General features: G+C 46.7%; 15 protein-coding genes. 9 read left to right on the top strand and 6 right to left on the bottom strand.

What is annotated here, in order from left to right:
• The first annotated feature begins 1,030 nt into the window (after positions 1 to 1,030).
• Positions 1,031 to 2,245 (top strand): IS256 family transposase, encoded by a 1,215-nt coding sequence (locus THEBA_RS08815; RefSeq protein WP_014730611.1) that lies wholly within the window; start codon positions 1,031 to 1,033, stop codon positions 2,243 to 2,245.
• A 225-nt stretch (positions 2,246 to 2,470) separates the two neighbouring features.
• On the opposite strand, the gene THEBA_RS14425 is transcribed toward THEBA_RS08815, so the two are convergent.
• Entirely contained in the window at positions 2,471 to 2,698 is a 228-nt protein-coding gene (locus tag THEBA_RS14425) for a hypothetical protein (protein ID WP_041928166.1), read from the bottom strand.
• A gap of 106 nt (positions 2,699 to 2,804) precedes the next feature.
• Between THEBA_RS14425 and THEBA_RS08805 the strand changes: the two genes are divergently transcribed.
• From THEBA_RS08805 to THEBA_RS08785, 5 genes are all read left to right on the top strand, one after another.
• A complete protein-coding gene (locus THEBA_RS08805) occupies positions 2,805 to 3,494 on the top strand; it encodes a response regulator transcription factor (protein ID WP_041928165.1) in 690 nt (229 codons plus the stop codon).
• Positions 3,495 to 4,751, top strand: a complete 1,257-nt coding sequence (locus THEBA_RS08800; protein WP_014731239.1) for a sensor histidine kinase — start codon at positions 3,495 to 3,497, stop codon at positions 4,749 to 4,751.
• A gap of 93 nt (positions 4,752 to 4,844) precedes the next feature.
• On the top strand, positions 4,845 to 5,570 hold the full coding sequence (locus THEBA_RS08795; RefSeq protein WP_014731238.1) for an ABC transporter ATP-binding protein: 726 nt from the start codon (positions 4,845 to 4,847) through the stop codon (positions 5,568 to 5,570).
• Positions 5,567 to 8,071, top strand: coding sequence for an FtsX-like permease family protein (locus tag THEBA_RS08790; protein WP_014731237.1), 2,505 nt, complete (start codon positions 5,567 to 5,569; stop codon positions 8,069 to 8,071). Before THEBA_RS08795 ends, THEBA_RS08790 begins: the two co-directional genes overlap by 4 nt.
• Before the next feature lie 98 nt (positions 8,072 to 8,169).
• Positions 8,170 to 8,523, top strand: a complete 354-nt coding sequence (locus THEBA_RS08785; RefSeq protein ID WP_014731236.1) for a VOC family protein — start codon at positions 8,170 to 8,172, stop codon at positions 8,521 to 8,523.
• A 79-nt stretch (positions 8,524 to 8,602) separates the two neighbouring features.
• On the opposite strand, the gene THEBA_RS08780 is transcribed toward THEBA_RS08785, so the two are convergent.
• The 3 genes from THEBA_RS08780 to THEBA_RS08770 form a co-directional block, all read right to left on the bottom strand.
• Complete coding sequence (locus THEBA_RS08780) at positions 8,603 to 9,196, bottom strand: InlB B-repeat-containing protein (RefSeq protein ID WP_158309305.1); 594 nt, start codon at positions 9,194 to 9,196, stop codon at positions 8,603 to 8,605.
• Between the two features lie 29 nt (positions 9,197 to 9,225).
• Positions 9,226 to 10,449 (bottom strand): YibE/F family protein, encoded by a 1,224-nt coding sequence (locus THEBA_RS08775; protein WP_148270017.1) that lies wholly within the window; start codon positions 10,447 to 10,449, stop codon positions 9,226 to 9,228.
• Positions 10,450 to 10,513: 64 nt separating this feature from the next.
• Entirely contained in the window at positions 10,514 to 11,917 is a 1,404-nt protein-coding gene (locus THEBA_RS08770; protein ID WP_014731233.1) for an alkaline phosphatase, read from the bottom strand.
• A 594-nt stretch (positions 11,918 to 12,511) separates the two neighbouring features.
• Here THEBA_RS08770 and THEBA_RS08765 point away from each other — a divergent pair.
• A complete protein-coding gene (locus THEBA_RS08765) occupies positions 12,512 to 14,593 on the top strand; it encodes an SIR2 family protein (RefSeq protein WP_014731232.1) in 2,082 nt (693 codons plus the stop codon).
• Between the two features lie 232 nt (positions 14,594 to 14,825).
• Here the strand turns inward: THEBA_RS08765 and THEBA_RS08760 are convergent, their stop codons facing one another.
• Both THEBA_RS08760 and THEBA_RS08750 read right to left on the bottom strand, forming a co-directional pair.
• Positions 14,826 to 15,008, bottom strand: coding sequence for a hypothetical protein (locus tag THEBA_RS08760; protein WP_014731231.1), 183 nt, complete (start codon positions 15,006 to 15,008; stop codon positions 14,826 to 14,828).
• 842 nt (positions 15,009 to 15,850) lie between these two features.
• Positions 15,851 to 16,999 carry a Fic family protein gene (locus tag THEBA_RS08750; protein ID WP_014731226.1) on the bottom strand — a complete coding sequence of 383 codons (1,149 nt, stop codon included), beginning with the start codon at positions 16,997 to 16,999 and terminating at the stop codon, positions 15,851 to 15,853.
• A 419-nt stretch (positions 17,000 to 17,418) separates the two neighbouring features.
• On the opposite strand from THEBA_RS08750, the gene THEBA_RS14840 reads away from it, so the two are divergent.
• Positions 17,419 to 17,547 (top strand): hypothetical protein, encoded by a 129-nt coding sequence (locus THEBA_RS14840; RefSeq protein WP_006485539.1) that lies wholly within the window; start codon positions 17,419 to 17,421, stop codon positions 17,545 to 17,547.
• A 94-nt stretch (positions 17,548 to 17,641) separates the two neighbouring features.
• Positions 17,642 to 17,764, top strand: coding sequence for a hypothetical protein (locus THEBA_RS14835; RefSeq protein WP_006485555.1), 123 nt, complete (start codon positions 17,642 to 17,644; stop codon positions 17,762 to 17,764).
• Positions 17,765 to 17,766: the final 2 nt, after the last annotated feature.

Below are 17,766 nucleotides of genomic sequence, written 5' to 3'. Positions count from 1 at the left end.
GAATGCTTTATTGTAAGAAACGTGTTAGGGGGTAACGGGTTTGTGGCATCAAGATCAGAAGTGAGGCCGACTTCGTCTGGAAGTGATGCTCGCTAGCGCAAGAAAAGACACCCTCTCCTCTCTGGTCGTAAAACGTTGTGAAAAGGCGTCCTTCGAGAAGGAAAGAGCCACCTGGATAAGAAACACTGAAGGCTTACGCTGGAAAAATGCTTCTTCGACACTTTGTGTCAAAGTTCTTCGTTAAGGACCACGAGATAAGGAGAACCGGGCGAGACGTTTCTCTCGCCTTCTAGTGAGCATAGCGAATGTCTCGAAATTATCTTCCTCGTCCTATCTCGATCTTGTCTGAGGACAGGTCTATGATCTGGGACGAAGGGCCAAGGATGGCTCTTGCTTAAGCATGATGAGATATGACGTTCTCAGAATTATCAACTCTCTTATATTCTCCATGCGAAGCTCTCAACAATCTTCTTTCTCACTAATTCTGATCTTCGCTCCTAAATCCCCTCTTTAGAGCTCTTCATTACCTATACGTCAGGGAGTCAAATACCATAAATTAGCTGCTTTTTTGCACGAGTTTATATTTGGCTCCTAATGATCCTGATCTTAAATCCTCCCTTGAGGGAGGAGGGCCACGTAGTGGCGGAGGGTGTTGGTCTTTGTATGCGAGAAAAGTTGATGCTCTCAAATAGTCATTTTAGAGCGGTTGTTCGATGTTCATTCCTGGTTGCTGGTAGGTGCATACATATGGATCACAGACCAAATAACGTGAAGTAGTGAATATATCGTTCAATTTCGAACAGGCCAATCTATTCAAAACGTTGTTCAAAGAGCACACTCCCCACCGCAAGCGGTCCCCCCCGCTCAAGCGGGGATTTAAGAAGGGATCACAAAAAACGAGGTTAGAGGTTGGGCGTACGGGGTCGGAAGAGCAAGAGACACTGATTGACCGTTGAGCGGTTCTTCGGAGTATGTAAAGAAGATTGTGTAAACCCTCTAGAATGGAAGAGAAGATTGGAGGGAAAAGAAGATGAAATTTGACAGAGAAAAGATCAAGTCGTTAATCGAGAAGAATGGATTTGAAAACGTTGGAGATGTTCAAGAGGCAATGAAGGAATTGTTTGGTGACGTAATCAAAGAAATGCTTGAAGGAGAACTGGAAGATGAGCTTGGATATTCGAAGCATGACTACAAGAACAAAGAGACTGACAATTCCAGGAATGGACATAGCAAGAAGACAGTTAGGAGCGATTACGGAGAAATAGAACTTGAGATACCAAGAGACAGGAAAGGTGAATTTGAACCGGTTGTTGTGAAGAAACACCAGAGGGACATTTCTGGTATAGAGGATCAGATAATCTCCATGTATGCAAGGGGAATGACAGTAAGAGATATTCAGAGTCATATAGAGGATATCTACGGTTCCAGATTGTCTGCAGAGAGCGTAAGCAGGATAACGGACAAGATACTGCCACTGGTCTCCGAATGGAGAAACAGACCATTAGAATCTGCGTATGCGATAGTCTACATGGATGCCGTATTCTTCAGGGTCGTTGAAAGCAACCAGGTAAGGAAGAAAGCACTCTATATAGCCTTAGGAGTATCCCTAAATGGCCACAAAGACATTCTAGGCATGTGGATAAGTGAAACAGAAGGAGCAAGCTACTGGCTAAGCATTCTCAACGAATTGAAGAATCGCGGGGTTGAAGACGTGGCAATCTTCTCAATAGATGCATTAAGCGGAATGGAAGAAGCCATAGAGGCTGTATATCCATTCTCAGAGGTTCAGAAGTGCATAGTTCACCAGATAAGAAACACCATGAGATATGTTACCTGGAGGGATCGTAGACCTCTAGCACGCGATCTCAAGACAATTTATCAGGCACCTACAAGAGAGGCAGGATGGAATGCATTGCTTGCACTAGAAGAGAAGTGGGGCGACAAATACCACTTGTCAATAAAAAGCTGGAAAGATAACTGGGAAACTCTCTCAACCTTCTTTCAATATCCAGAGGAACTGAGAAGATTGGTTTATACAACTAATCCCATTGAATCAGTTAATAGACAACTCAGGAAGGTGACGAAGAACAAAGGAGTCTTTCCAACAGACAATTCTCTCTTAAAGATGGCTTATCTAGCAATAATGAACATAACAAAGAAATGGACAGTAAGAACTCTTGATTGGTCCAGGATCCTTACTCAACTTGTGATAAAGTATGAAAGATTAGCTAAGTACATAAGCTGATTCTTAAACCCATTACAAAAAAGGGGTTTACACAAAAAAAGAGACAGAACCGTTCTTCGTTCACCGAGGAGAGTCAGTTTTTACTTACAGAGCTAGGATCTGATCTTCATGCTCTTCTCGAAGGACTGGACTTATCTTGCATCCCCCGCCTCTCTTATTCTAACAAACAACGACGGACCAAGCACGGCTCTTGACAGCGATCAGCGTGTTCTTGATTTTAAGCGTTCAGCGGCTCTTCTCCCGCGAAGTGGTACTGGCGAAGGCGAAGCCTTCACTTGCGGCGATGATTCTCGCCTTTTGGCCGGCCAGCGCAGCACACTGGCTCCCTTTCCCCTCCTGCGAAGCAGCCTCACTTCCCCGGATGATCCTCCGGGCATCACTTCCGCCGGGATCTTTCGGCGCATCACTTCCGGGGATGCTCTTCCCAGCATCACTTCTCAATGGAGTCGGCATTGCGCCCGCCGATGTTTTTCAGCGCTTTTCTATACATTTACATTCCATATATAATAGAAACGCCGGATCTACAAGGACCGGTCATGGCCATTCGGAAGTGATACGATTGCTCAGGATTCTGCTAGTTGAAGACGACGAAAACCTTGCGAACGGCATAAGCTATGCGCTCACGCAGGAGGGGTGGGCAACGACCTTAGCCGGGAGTGTGTCGTATGCTCTCGAAATGCTAGAGAGCGGAGACTTTGATCTGGCGCTCCTAGATGTAATGCTCCCCGACGGAAACGGATTTGAACTCTGCAAGAAGATACGCGAAAGATCAGAGATGCCAATAATCTTCCTTACTGCAAGGGACGAGGAAGTGAATATCGTAATGGGTCTCGAGAGCGGGGCGGACGATTACGTAACGAAACCATTCAGACTAAGGGAGCTCATATCGCGAATCAAAGCCAATGCACGGAGAATCCAGAAGCGTTCCGTTGAGGAAGGTGGTTCGCTAAAGTCAGGCCCCTTAGAACTGAACACCTCTAAGCTGAGGGCTTACAGATCCGGGAAAGAGATCATACTCACTCCAACGGAGTTCAAAATACTCAGAACTCTTATGGAGAACGAAGGTATTGTCCTCGGAAGGGATCGGCTCCTTCAGAAGGTATGGGATGTAGACGGTGAATTCATTGATGACAACACCCTCTCTGTTCATATCCGAAAGCTCAGAGAGAAGGTGGAGGAAGATCCCTCAAAGCCGAAGCTTATTGAAACGCTGAGAGGCCTGGGTTACAGGTGGAATGGAGGGAAGTAGATGTTAAGATTCCTCTTCAGAGAAAAAGCCAATAGACTGGCCTCAGTTGCCGGCATTGTGATCTCTCTCGCGGTCGTCATTATCGCCGTGCTGCTCATATGGTCTGCATTGCAGGAACAGAGAAGTCGTCAGTATGAAAGGGAGATCTCGTTAATTGGAAGGCTGGTTTCGCTGGGTGGTCTTTCGGATGAGACGTTTCAGAGGCTGCTTTCTGAGAGTCGGCCGGAGGACTTCGAAGCTGCGCTGAATCTTCTCAAGCCCTATGGATACACAGAAGCGCCTCCCGAAAGCTATGGATCTACTTACAAGAATTTCCGCTCCAGGATAATTACGATAATTTCGCTCTCTTCTATAACTCTTGTTCTTCTTTGGGTTTCACTGCTCTCCCTCATAGCGAAAAAACAGTCCGACTTTCTGAAAGAAACATCGCTGAGATTGGACGCCCTGATGAGCGGGAGATACGATGGTAAATCGATTTTCGATGGCGAGGGGGACACGGCCATTCTCTCGGCACAACTGAACGCGCTCAGCAGAAGACTGGAGAAGACCATGGAAAGCGTTGATTCCGAGCGCGACAAGATGAGGGCCTTCATCTCTTTCATATCGCATGAACTCAAGACGCCACTTGCCTCCCTAAAAACGATGAATGAATTAATGCTAGACGGCAAAAATATGGAAAGAGAACAGATTGAAGAGTTTCTGGGTAGAAGCGGCGAAGATATCGAGAGAATGGAATGGCTCATCGGTGACGTTCTCAACATAGCAAGGATAGAATCGGGCGCTATCAGATTTAGTTTCAGAAAGGCAGATCTCGCAGAACTGGCGAGAGATATAATGAGAAACTACATCGAGATAGCTCGCAGAAAGAAGATCGAGATTTCACTGAATACCGAATCGTCGGCTATTGTCTTCTGTGATGAGAAGTGGATTACGCAAGCTATTGGCAATCTCCTTAAGAACGCCATCGATTACTCTCCTGAAGGCGGCTCGGTATCTGTGTCAATTTCAGGGAGCGAGACCTACGCCTATATAAGCGTCTCGGACGAAGGCCCTGGGATCCCGCAAGAAGATTCATCGAAGATCTTTCAGAGTTTCTACCGGGGCAGTTCTGCCGGCAGATCGAAAAAGGGTTCAGGGCTCGGGCTATCGCTGGCTAAAGCGATTATTGAGAGACACCAAGGCGACATAAAGCTGAAGTCATCTACGGAAAGAGGGTCGACTTTCACAATAGAGCTCCCCGTAAGACGGGGAGAATGAGGGCTTAACCTTGCGATTTCTTAAGCTTATCCTTCATCTACGAATAAGAAAGACTCCTTAAACTCTGAACAGAAATCAATAAGGAGGCGGATTATGGAAGTACTCAAAACTACTGGACTGAGAAAAGTATATGGATCTGGCGCGAACGCAGTCACTGCGCTAAAAGGGGCGGAGCTTTCCGTCGAGGAGGGCGAGTTCATCGCGATAGTCGGGCCTAGTGGCTCGGGAAAGAGTACGCTCCTTCATCTGCTTGCGGGGCTTGATCGGCCTACCGCGGGAAGCGTCCACATAGACGGCAAGAATCTCTACGCCATGACGGATACGCAACTTTCGATCTTCAGAAGAAGAAGAATCGGGTTTGTCTTTCAGTTTTTCAACCTGATTCCCGTCCTGACTGCCAGGGAAAACATAGAACTCCCGCTGATCCTGGACGAAAGAAAGGTCGATGAGCCCTATCTGAACGAACTCATAAGGCTTATGAAACTAGAAGACAGGGTCGGTCACCTCCCGTCTGCCCTTTCAGGCGGCCAGCAACAAAGGGTGGCCATAGCCAGGGCTCTCATAACGAAACCGGCAATCGTCTTTGCCGACGAACCGACAGGAAATCTCGACAGCAAGACGAGCCAGGAAGTCATGGACCTGCTTAAAATAAGCGCGAGGAAATTCCACCAGACTCTCGTAATAGTGACTCATGAAGAGGATATTGCAGAAAGAGCCAACAGAATAATCACCCTGGAGGACGGCGAGATCGTTTCGGACTACTCGAATACAGACGTGGGCAACGTCTTTTCTTCGGCCCTGGGAGGTCAGAAGGTATGAAACGTTATACAGAACTAAGCAGAAAGTACCTTTCGAGACGACTTAGGAGAACGTTGTACACACTCCTGGGAGTGGCCCTTGCCGTAGCCTTCATAACCGCAATCATGATCACTTTCGAAAGCATCGAAGCTTCGGAGCTCCAGAGCATGGAGAACTCTGTGGGGAGATACCATGGCAAAGTAGTGGAGACAAGTGAATCTGAGCTCATGGACCTGAAGATACATGTTTTGATTGAAGAGCTGGGTATTCAGAAAATAGCCGGAACAATTGAATTCCCCGAAGAAAGGGCTTCTCTGTTTATTGAAGAGGCCAATGAGCTGACGCTCAACCTGAGAGGAAAGAGTGTAAAAGAAGGCCGTCTCCCGGAAAGGCCTGGAGAGATAGCGTTAGACTCATTTTCGGCACAGCTTCTGGGAATCACTCCGGAAACCGGCCAAATGGTCTCACTTGATATTGGAGGCAAGAAACGTACCTATGAAGTAGTAGGGATAGTATCAAAGGCTAGACAGGAGAGTGCAATGTCAAAGGCCTTTGTGGAAATCTCACCTGAGGAGTTTTCAGAGATTTCTGAAGAGTCGAGAGTGGTGAAGAACGCCTATTTCACCGTTGAAGCACCAAACAACGGAATAAGAGTTGCCGCACTGAAGGTTGCCTCGGATCTCGAAATAAGAGATAAGACAACTTACAACGGTTCGTTGATCTACTTTCTTGAGAACCTATCTCCCGTCAACTGGCCGGCCGTCGTTCTGGGACTGCTCGTCGCAGTGGCTTCAATGGTCTCTATCTATAACACCGTACAAATATCCGTTCTCGAAAGAATACGTGAATTCGGGCTTCTCAGGGCGGCCGGTGCCACTCCCGCACAGATAAGGAAGGTCGTCTTCCGAGAATCGATCCTCGTAAGTCTTGTTGGTATTCCCTTAGGACTGGCGACAGGCGTTTTGCTTTCCTTCGCCATAGCGCTCTATGCGGGATCTCAGCTTACGGGGCTAGGCGGCTTCGCAACCATGATTTCACCCCTATCACTCTTACTTGGAGCCATTCTCGGATTCCTGTCGGTAGTCGTATCTTCTCTTATTCCCGCACTAAGGGCGGGGAAAGTCTCACCCGTAGAGGCGATGAGACAGTACGGTGTCGAACCCTCTGACTTCGAAGTCAGAGGGATCGTTAAAGGACAAAGTTCGTTTGGAGAGAAGATCCCGTTGAAACTTGCGAAAAGAAACATGAGGAGAAATCTTCGCACGACGATTATTTCTGTCATTTCAATGACGATGGCGGCAACTCTTTTCATAGCCTTCTCGTACTTTGCCGCAAACTTCGATACTGAGAGAATTGCGCGGGGCGTTGTGAAGTCGGATTTCTCAATAAGAGTGGCAAGCATGTACGATGACGGACCCGATGAGGAAACGATCGAAGAGATACTCTCATTTGAAGATGTACAGACAGTAGCGGCTGCGAAGTTCATTACGGGAAGACTGCTCACCGAATGGGAAGACCGCGACCTTGATAACAAGTCATTCGCAACCTTCTCCACCCCTGAGGCTGGAATGCGCGCGACAATAGTTGATAATAGCGGAATGTTCATGGCTCTCCTCGCTTACAACGATCTCGGTATCGAGCTGATGAAGACGAAAGTCATTTCGGGATCGATAGATTTGACGAGAGCAACTTCCGAACCGGTAATCATTATCGACATAGAAAACAGCAACAAGCACGGAATCGAGGCAGGAGACAGAGTTTTGCTCAAGACGTACTATCTGAACGAGTCTATGGTACAAGTTCCCGTCGCCTCGGAGTTCGTCGTTGCCGCTGTGGTGCAGGAGCTGCCATCAGTCGTCGGCTACACGGTCGAGGGCGGAATACTTGTTGCGGCATGCAGCGAGAAGATAATTGAGGTTTTCAGGCCTGAGAACGGCAATGTCCATCTCACCATGATGGACTACATGGACCACTACTCGTATGTAGATATATACCTTCGAAGGGGAAGCGACGCTGAAGCTCTCGAATCAACAATCGAAGAGATCGCCGACAGATACAGGAACTCTACCTTCATCTCATACAGTGAATACAAGAAAGAGGCTGAAGACGCGATCAGCACACTTTCAACCCTAGTGTACGGGCTTATTGCAATAGTTGGCTTCATAGGCATCTGCGGTATAACAAACACCATGAACACTACTATCATCCTGCGTCGCAGAGAGTTTGGAATACTCAGAGCGGTGGGCATGACCGGAAAACAACTCAAGGCCATGCTTACTTACGAAGGCCTGATCTTCGGATTCATAAGTGCCATATCGTCTGTCGTTCTAGGCCTGATTCTCTCTTACACGGTCTATTCGCTCTTGAGATCCGAGATGAGTCATCTCAACTGGTCGATACCATGGATGGGAATTGTTCTAGCGGTTGCCGGCGCGATAGGGGCAGGAATACTGACCACGCTCGCTTCGTCGAGAAAGGTGACGTCTCTAAGTATAACCGAATCGATCAGAACTATAGAGTGATGTAGAAATGAATCTTTCAGTTTGACTGAGGTCGGACTCTGATAGGTTTTATCGCCGGCCTCATTCTTCTTAAAACAAATTAATATTGGGAGGCTTAAATGGAAATTCAAGTTGCTACTATATCTGTTAGCTCTCTTGAGAGAGCAAGAGTCTTCTACGAAGAGATCCTCGGGTTCGAACCGGATATTTTTTACGAACAGACCAACTGGCAGTCCTATAAACTCGATGGAACGGCCGGCTTTGGGATAATCGAAACTCCGGGATTGAAAAGAAACAGGAATTCAGACATCTTGAACTTCCGAATCACCGGTGTCGAGGAGCTGTGGAATAGAATCAAAGACACTGTTGAGATCGATACTCCTCTCGAAACGACTCCCTATGGAATCCTTAAATTCGTCATCAGAGATCCGGACGGTTTCAGAATCGGTTTTGTTGAAAAGATAGAAGCCTGAGGATTCTCTCCTCAGGCTCCTTCTTTGTACACAAAATCAAATAAACTAAAAAGCTATGTCTCAAAAAGAGAGCTTCGATCTAAAAAGGCTTGTGGAAAGACGCAAAAAGAGCCCAATCAACCTGCAAATTGCTTAGAGTCAAAGTCTGAGAATCACTGAAAGGGCTCCCACATGGATCAAAGTACCAGCCACTAAACTCATATCCGGAATTTGGCACGGCGCTGATAGTAGTGCTCGATCCTTTTGAAAATTTGCCTCCGCCGCTTACTTCACCACCCTCAGGTGGCTCGGCTCTCAAGTTCACAGTAATTGTGTCGGGCACATCCAGGTCGAAATTGCCGACTATGGTGAATTCAGTGCAGCCGATACAAGTCGATCTAGCAAGGAAGAAGGTGGAATTCCCTTCCCACAATGGATTATCGCTGAACTCAGCTCCCTCGAAAGTCCAGTTCCTGAATACGTAATTGTCATTAGGAATTGCACCCAGCGTCATTGGAGCGCCGTATATGAATACACCACTTTCCATGACTTCCCCGCCTTCGGGAGGATTTGCAACTACGTTGAAATGATAGAAGACTGGCGGGAACCAGGCTACTATCGGAAGGGTATCGGTCACACCCTGTGTCGGCAGCCAATCAGATGTGTTAAATGTGTATGGAAGATCCTCACTCAACTTTTCCCCGTCGGTGTACCAGCCATTCCTCAATCGACGGAATCGTTAATGGCGGGCCCAAGTTCTCGAGCCTTCTTGTCCACACTTTGTCCGGCTTCTTGGTTCGCTGGGATAAGAAGCTCGCTCCCTTTTCTGGTGAATACGAAGGCTCCGATTATGGCTGTGAGAGGCGCGGTAAGAACCAGCCCAAAACTCCCGATTACAGTTATGAGTACTTCTGACGAAAAATAGTTGAGATTCAGCATCGCTGATGTATTCACACCCTGCGCCATGAAGGCCATGAGTAGTGTCAGATAGCCACCTGAGTAGGCAAAAAGAAGAGTGGTCGTCATTGTGCCTACCACCGCCCTACCTACACGAAATCCGGAAAACATCAGTTCTCTTGTGGTAATGTCGGGGTTTTTGAATACCACTTCTTGCATAGATGCAGAAAGATCCATACCGATATCCATTACTGCCCCTGAACTCCCGATAAAAATGCTGGCCAGAAAGAGCTGGTTCAGATCAAGGTGTGCAAAACCTGAATAAAGCAGTGTTTCCGCAAACGGCATCACCGAACCGTTTATGTAAAATGGGTCTGAAAAGCTTAAAGAAAGAATCAGGGTTACCAAGACTCCCGATATCGATCCAAGGAAGGCAACAAATCCCTTACGGGTGAATCCTCCAACAAGAAAGATGATTGCCAAAGTGAGTGCTGAAACAATTGCGAAAGCTATCAGTACAGGATTGAAGCCTTGTAAATAGAGCGGAATCATCACTTTCCACAGAACCAGAAGCGTCGTGGTGAACGAGAGTAGTGTTTTGAGTCCGGTGAACCCCGCGAAGAGTATAAGCATTACTCCGAATACTGTGAAAAGAAGCATTTCAGTACCAAGACGGTAGAAATCAACGACCTTAACGTAGATTGATCCGTCACCGATGGTTGAGTATTCGACATAGACGGTATCGCCTTCACTGAGTACTTTATCAAGTTCCATTTTACCTATAAGGTTGTTGTCTGTTTCAAAAACCTGACCTTTCAGTTCGCCGCGTTTGATCTCAACGGTCAAATACTGACTCCCCTGTTTTATCAGTCCATACTGCTTGAGTTCGGTATTGTCTACTTCAACAATCTTTCCAACTGTGTAGCTGTAATTTGAACTCTTATCATACCTGTTTGGCATGATGATGAGCACAATGTTCACAGCCACCAGGATCAATACAAAGAGCAGCTCGTACCGTTTTTTGGATCCACTTATGCTCACTTTTCTCATCTCCAATCAGAACAAGAGACCAGTGCGTTTTTCTGCGCACTGGCCACTACATTTATCGATACTATTAGTCTAGGAGTTTGAAGAGATTCTTGCCGATATCGGTATTGTCGTAGAAACCTGCGAACATTTCTTGGCCAACACCCATGGCGAATGTTGCAACTGGAACACCGGTATGCGAGTAAGATGTCCAACCGAGTCCGGCTTTTTCATTCAGAATATGAGTGAGTGTTACGCTAACTGGATTGTAACCACCGTAGAGGATGTATGTTCTGCTATCCTTTGGTACGCTACCATTCACGTAGTAACCGAAGGCTTCCCGAAGTCTTTCAATCTCTGTATCGTTTAGAGGGATGCCCTGAGGTTTGCCAGTGGTCACAAGACCAAAGTTGTCCTCAACAAGAACGAGAAGATCTTCGAACGTGTTGAGTTTGCCCAGAGCCTTTTCAGAAGAGAGGAGAGCATCGAAGGCCTCGTAGGACATCTTCTGATTTCCGATTGTTGGAACGTTGGCAACGTACTTTGTTCCAGCAAAACCTAGTGTGAGTCCTCCCGTTTCGTGATCACCGGTAACAACAATAAGGGTATCTTCCGGATGTTCATTGTAGAACTTTATTGCTTCCGCTATTGCCTTATCGAAAGCTATCGTATCTCCAACTGATGCTGCTGCGTCGTTTGCGTGACACGCCCAGTCTATCTTGCCTGACTCGACCATTATGAAGAAGCCATTGTCATTTGAGAGAAGTTGTATTGCTTTTGCAGTAATATCTGCCAGAGAGAATTCGTTCTCTCTATCGATTTCGTAAGCCATCGCTCCGCTGCCAGGAATTACTTCGTTTGTGATAATGACCTTTCCTTCAACTGATTCAAGTGATTCGAACTCTTCCTGAGTTCTTACAACCGTGAATCCATTTTCTACAGCTATCTCAAAGAGATTTCTGTCTTTACCTTTGTTGTCAGGCCTGTTGAAAGTTCCGCCACCGAAGAGGTCGTAATTACTTGTTACTGCCTGAAGCCCAATTGAGTAGTAATTGTTTCTTGATTTCTCATGAGCGTAAAAAACTGCCGGCGTGGCATGGTCGATGGAGACGCTTGAAATGATCCCGACTTTCATGTCCCTGCTTTTGGCAAATTCTGCAACCGTTTGGTAGGATTCAGTAAGTGTTGGATCCATGCTAATAACGCCATCATTCGTCTTCCTTCCTGTTGCTATCGCAGTACCGGCCGAGGCTGAGTCGGTTATGAAGGAGTTTGAGGAGTAGGTTGTCGTCATACCCTGGACTGGAAACCTAAGCATGTTTAGCTTAGGAGTTACCGCATCCTCAAATGATGAACTTAGAAATAGTTGTGCTGCGTTGATCTGTGGAAGAGCCATGCCATCGCCAATAAACAGGAAAACATACTTTGGACCCGCAAGAGCCGTTAACGCAAATAGAACCACAAGCGAGAAAAGTAGCAGTGCTTTCTTCATAATACTTACCTCCTGAAAGAATTTGACCCGATTACTATCCATAGAGAATTCTAGAGTGCAGTTTTTTCCACAGTAGATTCTGAATATTCGAGATGCCTAATCACTTAATGGAAAGCAAAAGTAAGTCATGTATGCGAAACAAGTGGCTTCTAGAACTACTGCGAGACATTTGAAAAGAGCGTCTTGACAAGGCACCGAAGAAAGGCTTTCAGGTAATCTCCGCTTGATAGTCTTCTCGACAAATCACTGGGTAAATCAATAACTGATGTTCAAGATGTCACCTGGAGCTTGTCTCACAGTCATCAGGCAAACCAAATCTAGATCCCATTTGTTCGCAAAGAAATTTCCCTACATGAAGGTGGGCGGAGTTACATACGAAGAAAACGGCGTGAGAATTACGCATTTTCCCACCGTTCAAGACAGGCATGAAAGACGCCAGATTCGGTTTTTCTCTCTAGGTAAAGCCTCTTGGATTAAGCACCTTCCTCGACACCGTGTTCGGCAATGGAGTATCATTGCATCAAGGACGCTCTCTATTCAAGGGTCTCAATTTGTGAATGAAGGTTATTAGAAAGAGAGACGGCGGGAGGAATAATGCTCTTAACAGACCATGTAGATATTCCTACAGAATTAATAAGGGCGCAGGAGGAAGAAAGGCTGGTAGTCTTCGCGGGTGCCGGCGTTTCAATGGCCTCTCCTTCAAACATACCCGGTTTTGTCGACCTCGCAAAAGCCGTCGCGAAAAGCTACGGCCAAAAATACTACGTCAAACAGCAGCGAGTCCAACCTCCGGACGTCTTTCTCGGCAGTCTAAACTCCAAGAATGGCGGACAGGGCGTCCACGAAATCGTAAAACAGATTATGAGTAGAGAAACCTCTAGACCGTCGCAGCTTCACAACCTTATTCCTCTTCTATTCAAGAGCGCCCGGGACCTCAAAATCGTAACGACAAATTACGACGCGCACTTTCTAACCGTTTTGAAGAATTACGGAGAGAGATACGACGGCTTCGATATCTTCAGAGCGCCCGCTCTACCGAGGGGCGATGACTTCAGGGGAATAGTATATCTTCACGGAAACGTGGAACAGGATTCTAGATGGCTTGTCGTTACGAACAGGGACTTCGGAAGAGCTTACCTAACCGAAGGTTGGGCGAGGGACTTTCTTAGGGATCTGTACCTATCGGACTACACGATTCTTTTCATAGGGTACAGTCACAGAGATACCATAGTCGATTATCTGGCAAGAGGACTGGACATAAGGCAATCGAATAGATACGCACTTGTCAGCGCGAGCGATGCCGAGAGGTGGAAAGAGATCAATGTGATTCCCGTCTCCTATCCCCTAACACCCGAAAAGAAGAAAGTTCATTACGAACTTCAGAAGGCTCTTGAAAACTGGACTTCCCTGGCCAGTTCAGATCTTGAAATCCATACCGACAGAATTAAAAGCATTGCCGGCAAGAAACCCGGAATAGATCAAAAGGTCGACAGTTACCTAACATACTGTCTCAACCGTGAAGACCTCACAGAGGTCTTTTGTCGTTTCGCTGAGGGCTTCGCATGGGTGGAATGGCTCGATTCGAAAGCGATGCTGGATAATCTCTTCCGCGAGGAAGAGCCGCTCACAGAGATCGAAAAGTCTCTAACCCGCTGGTTCGTAAAAACTGCTTTCGTAAGCAGCAGCCAGGAACACCTGACTTTCTTGGCCTCTAGAAGATCATCCTTGAACCCATATCTGGTCTCTTCGATCGTGGAACAAATGGCAGACAGTGATCTGGAGATTCCAGATACCTGTCAGGCAGAATGGTTGAATCTGATCCTCAACAACTGGCACAAAGGAGAAACTCCATGTCTCGCAATGCTGAAAGCCCTGAAGAAGGTCGATGTCACCACAAACCCATGGATAATCACGAAGGCCATACAGAGCTTCTTCTCTCTTTCTCAGACTGGAAAACCGGCGAAGCTTTCCCTCTTTCACAGGCAATACGATCTTGAGCCTCTCGTCAAAACCGATTGCTTGAAGAAATTTTGGTCCGAGATCATTGAACCAAACCTTGATATACTACATGAAGACATCCTTTCGATTCTTACCTCGCAGCTAATGAAGGCCGTCACAGACATGTCGGTAATCAACGGCTCGGTAAGAGAGTACGACAGCATTTGCAGCGCGAGAAAGACCATCGAAGAGAGCGAGCCGGAATCGAGCCCGGAATGGCTTCATATCTATATAGATTTCGTACGTGATACGATCCTTCACTTGATAAAAACCGACAACAAAGACAGGAACTTCTATTACGAATGGTGGAGACGATCCAGGGCCCCTATCCTGTGGCGTATACTGCTTTATGCTGTATCCGAAGACCCTTCGTGCTCTGACGATGACCGTGTTAGGATCGTCCTGGATAATGGGTGGCTGATAAATCCCGTTCTGAAAGCAGAAACTGCGAAGATCATCTCTAACTCTCTTCGAACAACCTCCACATCTGTTCTTATGAAAGTCGTTGAAACAATCGAAAGAGAACTAGACAGACTGAGCAGAGTACCTAATCTTGGTGACGGTCAGAGATCTAATCCCGCTATTGGAGAAATCCTCTTGGCAATCGAAAAGTCAGGAGTCGACTCCCCCGAAATCAAAAAACTAGTCAAACCGCTTAAAGAAAAAGAACGGTCATAGCGCCTCAAAGCCTCAGAATATAATTTGATTCGCAGGCACAATGTAATACCGGAGTTCTTCGTTGAAGAGAAAGACAGCCGTGGCGACCAGTATGATGTGCCAAATTCAGAGCTTCATGAAGCGCCAAAGATACTGAAAGATCTTGAAATAAGAAAGTGAAACTTCAAACGAAAGGATTCATAACGAGATATCACAAATAAACGGCCCGGAGAATCCTCCGGGCCTTGTAATACTAAGAGTCCGACTTAGCCTTCTTGCCCTTATCCATATAAGCAACAAGGATCATAATAGCACCGCCTATCCATTTCAATGAAACGTACCAGGCGGGTATTACAATACCTCCGACGTTGAATGAAGCTAGAAGAGCCATAACCAGGACTACCACACCGGCGAGCATCAATACAGTTCTTGACATAACAATCACCCCTCCTGTTCACAGGTATCTGGTACAATCTTGACTCCGTCTACTATCGTGATTTTATCACAACTTCACGCTGGAAAGACCATTTTTGTAGAAAAAAACTCGCCTTGGTTTCAATCTACACATAATAGGTCGGTTATTCAGTTGCATTGATAGATTCGTCGATGATATCTTGACAGGCAACTTCGACCGCGCGCTGAAGGCAGAAAACACTGTAGTTCGCTTCCTCTCTTTGAGATGAAGAATCTAAGGTCTTTTGAGAAACCTTCGTTGGAGATTCTAAAGAGCAAGAGAAAGTGGTTGACCGTTGAATCGTTCTCCGTTCACCGAGGAGAACCCGTTGCTCGTTCAAGAGCGAGGATCTGTTCTTCGTTCTTGGTTGAAATCGTAAGCAGTAGCATCAAGATTCCGACCAGGAGCTTTGTCGGAATGACGGAATCTAGCCTTTTCGCAATAACCGTCAGTTGTCATCCCACTGAGCCTGTCCTGAAACCCTGCGCCAAAATGCTCCTGTTTGGGGTCTCCTGTTCAGGGTCATCCCGAACTTGTTTCGGGATCTTGGTTTTGAAGGGGAAACCGTGGTTGGGGGTCGGAGGTCGGAGGTTGGAAAGAGCAAAGGATCAGTTGCAAGATGCAGTGTGCCAAGAAGGCGAAGCCTTCACTGGCGGCGATGATTCTCGCCTTTTGACCGGCTTCTGAGTGCTTCCCGCTGAAAGCCGCATCACTTCTGCTCTTAGTCTCCTCGGAGGACGGAGAACCTTTGACGGTGGACCTGAGAATGCTTCCTGCCAAAAGCAGCATCTCCAATATACTTGGTACTTCTGGAGGACGAGTCTTCATTTAACAATCTCAATCAACTCTGAAGCAATGTATTTCTTTCCGTATTTGCTTTGATCTGTTTGTGAAAGGACTCCCTTCTCACACAAAGCAGTGACCGCCCTTCTGGCGCTAACGTAAGTCACGTTTAGTCTTTCAGCAGCTAGCGGAATTGTAATTACAGGATTCTCGAATAGAGAATCAATTAGCGCTAGTGGAAGGGCTGAAGAAACAGGTTTTAGACGACCTATCCAGTTGCTTCTAAGATCCATGATCTCCTTCAGCTTATTCTTTCCTAGCTCAGACTGCTGAAGGATCGCCTTGAGAAAGAAGAAAATCCATCCATTCCAGTCGCCCTCAAAGCTTACGCTTCTCAGTCTTGAATAGTATTCCTGTCGATTAGCTTCGAAATAGCCGCTGAGATACAATCCCGGTTGATCCATCAGTCCCCAATAAGTTTTGAGTAAAGAGATCAATAGCCTCCCAACCCTCCCATTTCCGTCCACAAATGGATGGATGGCTTCAAACTGATAATGAACCAAAGCCAACCTAACAAGTGGAGGTAGTCTAGATTCAGAGTTGATGAAATTCTCCAGTTCGCCAAGACAATCGTTCAGCTCTTCGGGAGGTGGGGGTACATAATCAGCTTCATTCAAAGTGCAGCCCGGTTTTCCAATCCAGTTCTGCGTTCTCCTTAATTCTCCGGGATATGAATAGCCTCCGCGCACTCCCGACATGAGCACGGAATGTAACTCCTTGAAAAGTCGTGTTGAAATCGGCAAAGACTTCAGGCGTTCAAGACCATACTCAAGTGCCTTTAGATAATTCGACACCTCCCGAACATCATCTGCCAAGGGAACACTATTTTGGTCAGCTTCAAAAAAGTAGAGATCTTCAATGTCCGAAGTCGTTCCCTCGATCTGTGACGAAGCAACGGCTTCCCTGCGAAAGAGAGGCCTGATCAATAATCGCGATCCTGGACTCCCAGAAAGAAACCCCGAAAACTCTCCCATCGCTCGATTTGCTTCACCGAGAAAAAACAGAAGGTCATTGTCATATACGAGCTTTGGTGGTAAGGGATTAGGTACAAACGCCCAGTATGTGAAGCTCGGACCGACTATCTTCTTCACTTTTCCTGGTGAATTAGAGGAAAACTGATCCGGTATCATTTTGCCCTCCAAATTGTGCGCAAGTACAATTCTTTTCAAGACAATTATACTATAGTGCTCATGAGTATAATTTTTTTGATCGGAGAAGTTACCTAAATTGAAGCATTTAAGGAGTAAACAAGCGCCGTGGGCTCTGTTTCCCTTCTATCAAGAGCAATGGAAACTGTCGACAAGACTCTTTTTCGATTTATTGTAGAAGAACATAGATGCTGAAACAAGTTCATGACGCCGAGCACGGAGTATCGATTACAAGGTATGGAGTCCCGCGAACGGAAAAGGCTCATAGATTCAGGGTTTTTCTGTAATTGAGAAAGTTATTCGGGCAGCGCGTTTGGGAAGTCCCTCACATTGTCATCCCGAACTTGTTTCGGGATCTGGTGCGCCCGGCATGATACACAACTATAGGGTGAAAGACCCGAATGCGGGGAGTCAAAGAAGCATTAGCCAGAGGCAAGGGTGTCACTGGTAACGGTGAATCTGAAGGAAGCCCGAGGCAAAGTCCGGAACTGAACGAAAGTGAACCAGGGATGGCCGTTACAGTAGGGTAACCCTGCCAGATAAGGGAAAGCCCTGACTCCAGCTGTAAAGGTTTGGATGGCAGGATTCGGATGAAAGTGGTGTATCTTACCCGGGGAAGTCCTCATGAGTCCGAAAGGGGTAACCGTTAGCAAGGAGGTGATCCAAGTTAACGGAAAGCTCAGGAGGATGGCAGATGAACCCGTAGTAGTGAAGAACCTCTCCGAAAGGGGAAGGGACCTTGGCTAAAA

Origin of the sequence: Mesotoga prima MesG1.Ag.4.2 (assembly GCF_000147715.2) — a bacterium.
Classification (GTDB): Bacteria; Thermotogota; Thermotogae; order Petrotogales; family Kosmotogaceae; genus Mesotoga; species Mesotoga prima.
This window is presented reverse-complemented; position numbering and strand designations above follow the sequence as displayed.

Coding starts and splice junctions, on each gene's coding strand:
- THEBA_RS08785 (WP_014731236.1), top strand. CDS start 8,170: ATGGAAATTCAAGTTGCTACTATATCTGTTAGCTCTCTTGAGAGAGCA.
- THEBA_RS08775 (WP_148270017.1), bottom strand. CDS start 10,449: ATGAGAAAAGTGAGCATAAGTGGATCCAAAAAACGGTACGAGCTGCTC.
- THEBA_RS08765 (WP_014731232.1), top strand. CDS start 12,512: ATGCTCTTAACAGACCATGTAGATATTCCTACAGAATTAATAAGGGCG.
- THEBA_RS08800 (WP_014731239.1), top strand. CDS start 3,495: ATGTTAAGATTCCTCTTCAGAGAAAAAGCCAATAGACTGGCCTCAGTT.
- THEBA_RS08795 (WP_014731238.1), top strand. CDS start 4,845: ATGGAAGTACTCAAAACTACTGGACTGAGAAAAGTATATGGATCTGGC.
- THEBA_RS08760 (WP_014731231.1), bottom strand. CDS start 15,008: ATGTCAAGAACTGTATTGATGCTCGCCGGTGTGGTAGTCCTGGTTATG.
- THEBA_RS14425 (WP_041928166.1), bottom strand. CDS start 2,698: ATGCCGACTCCATTGAGAAGTGATGCTGGGAAGAGCATCCCCGGAAGT.
- THEBA_RS14840 (WP_006485539.1), top strand. CDS start 17,419: ATGCGGGGAGTCAAAGAAGCATTAGCCAGAGGCAAGGGTGTCACTGGT.
- THEBA_RS14835 (WP_006485555.1), top strand. CDS start 17,642: ATGAGTCCGAAAGGGGTAACCGTTAGCAAGGAGGTGATCCAAGTTAAC.
- THEBA_RS08750 (WP_014731226.1), bottom strand. CDS start 16,999: ATGATACCGGATCAGTTTTCCTCTAATTCACCAGGAAAAGTGAAGAAG.
- THEBA_RS08815 (WP_014730611.1), top strand. CDS start 1,031: ATGAAATTTGACAGAGAAAAGATCAAGTCGTTAATCGAGAAGAATGGA.
- THEBA_RS08790 (WP_014731237.1), top strand. CDS start 5,567: ATGAAACGTTATACAGAACTAAGCAGAAAGTACCTTTCGAGACGACTT.
- THEBA_RS08770 (WP_014731233.1), bottom strand. CDS start 11,917: ATGAAGAAAGCACTGCTACTTTTCTCGCTTGTGGTTCTATTTGCGTTA.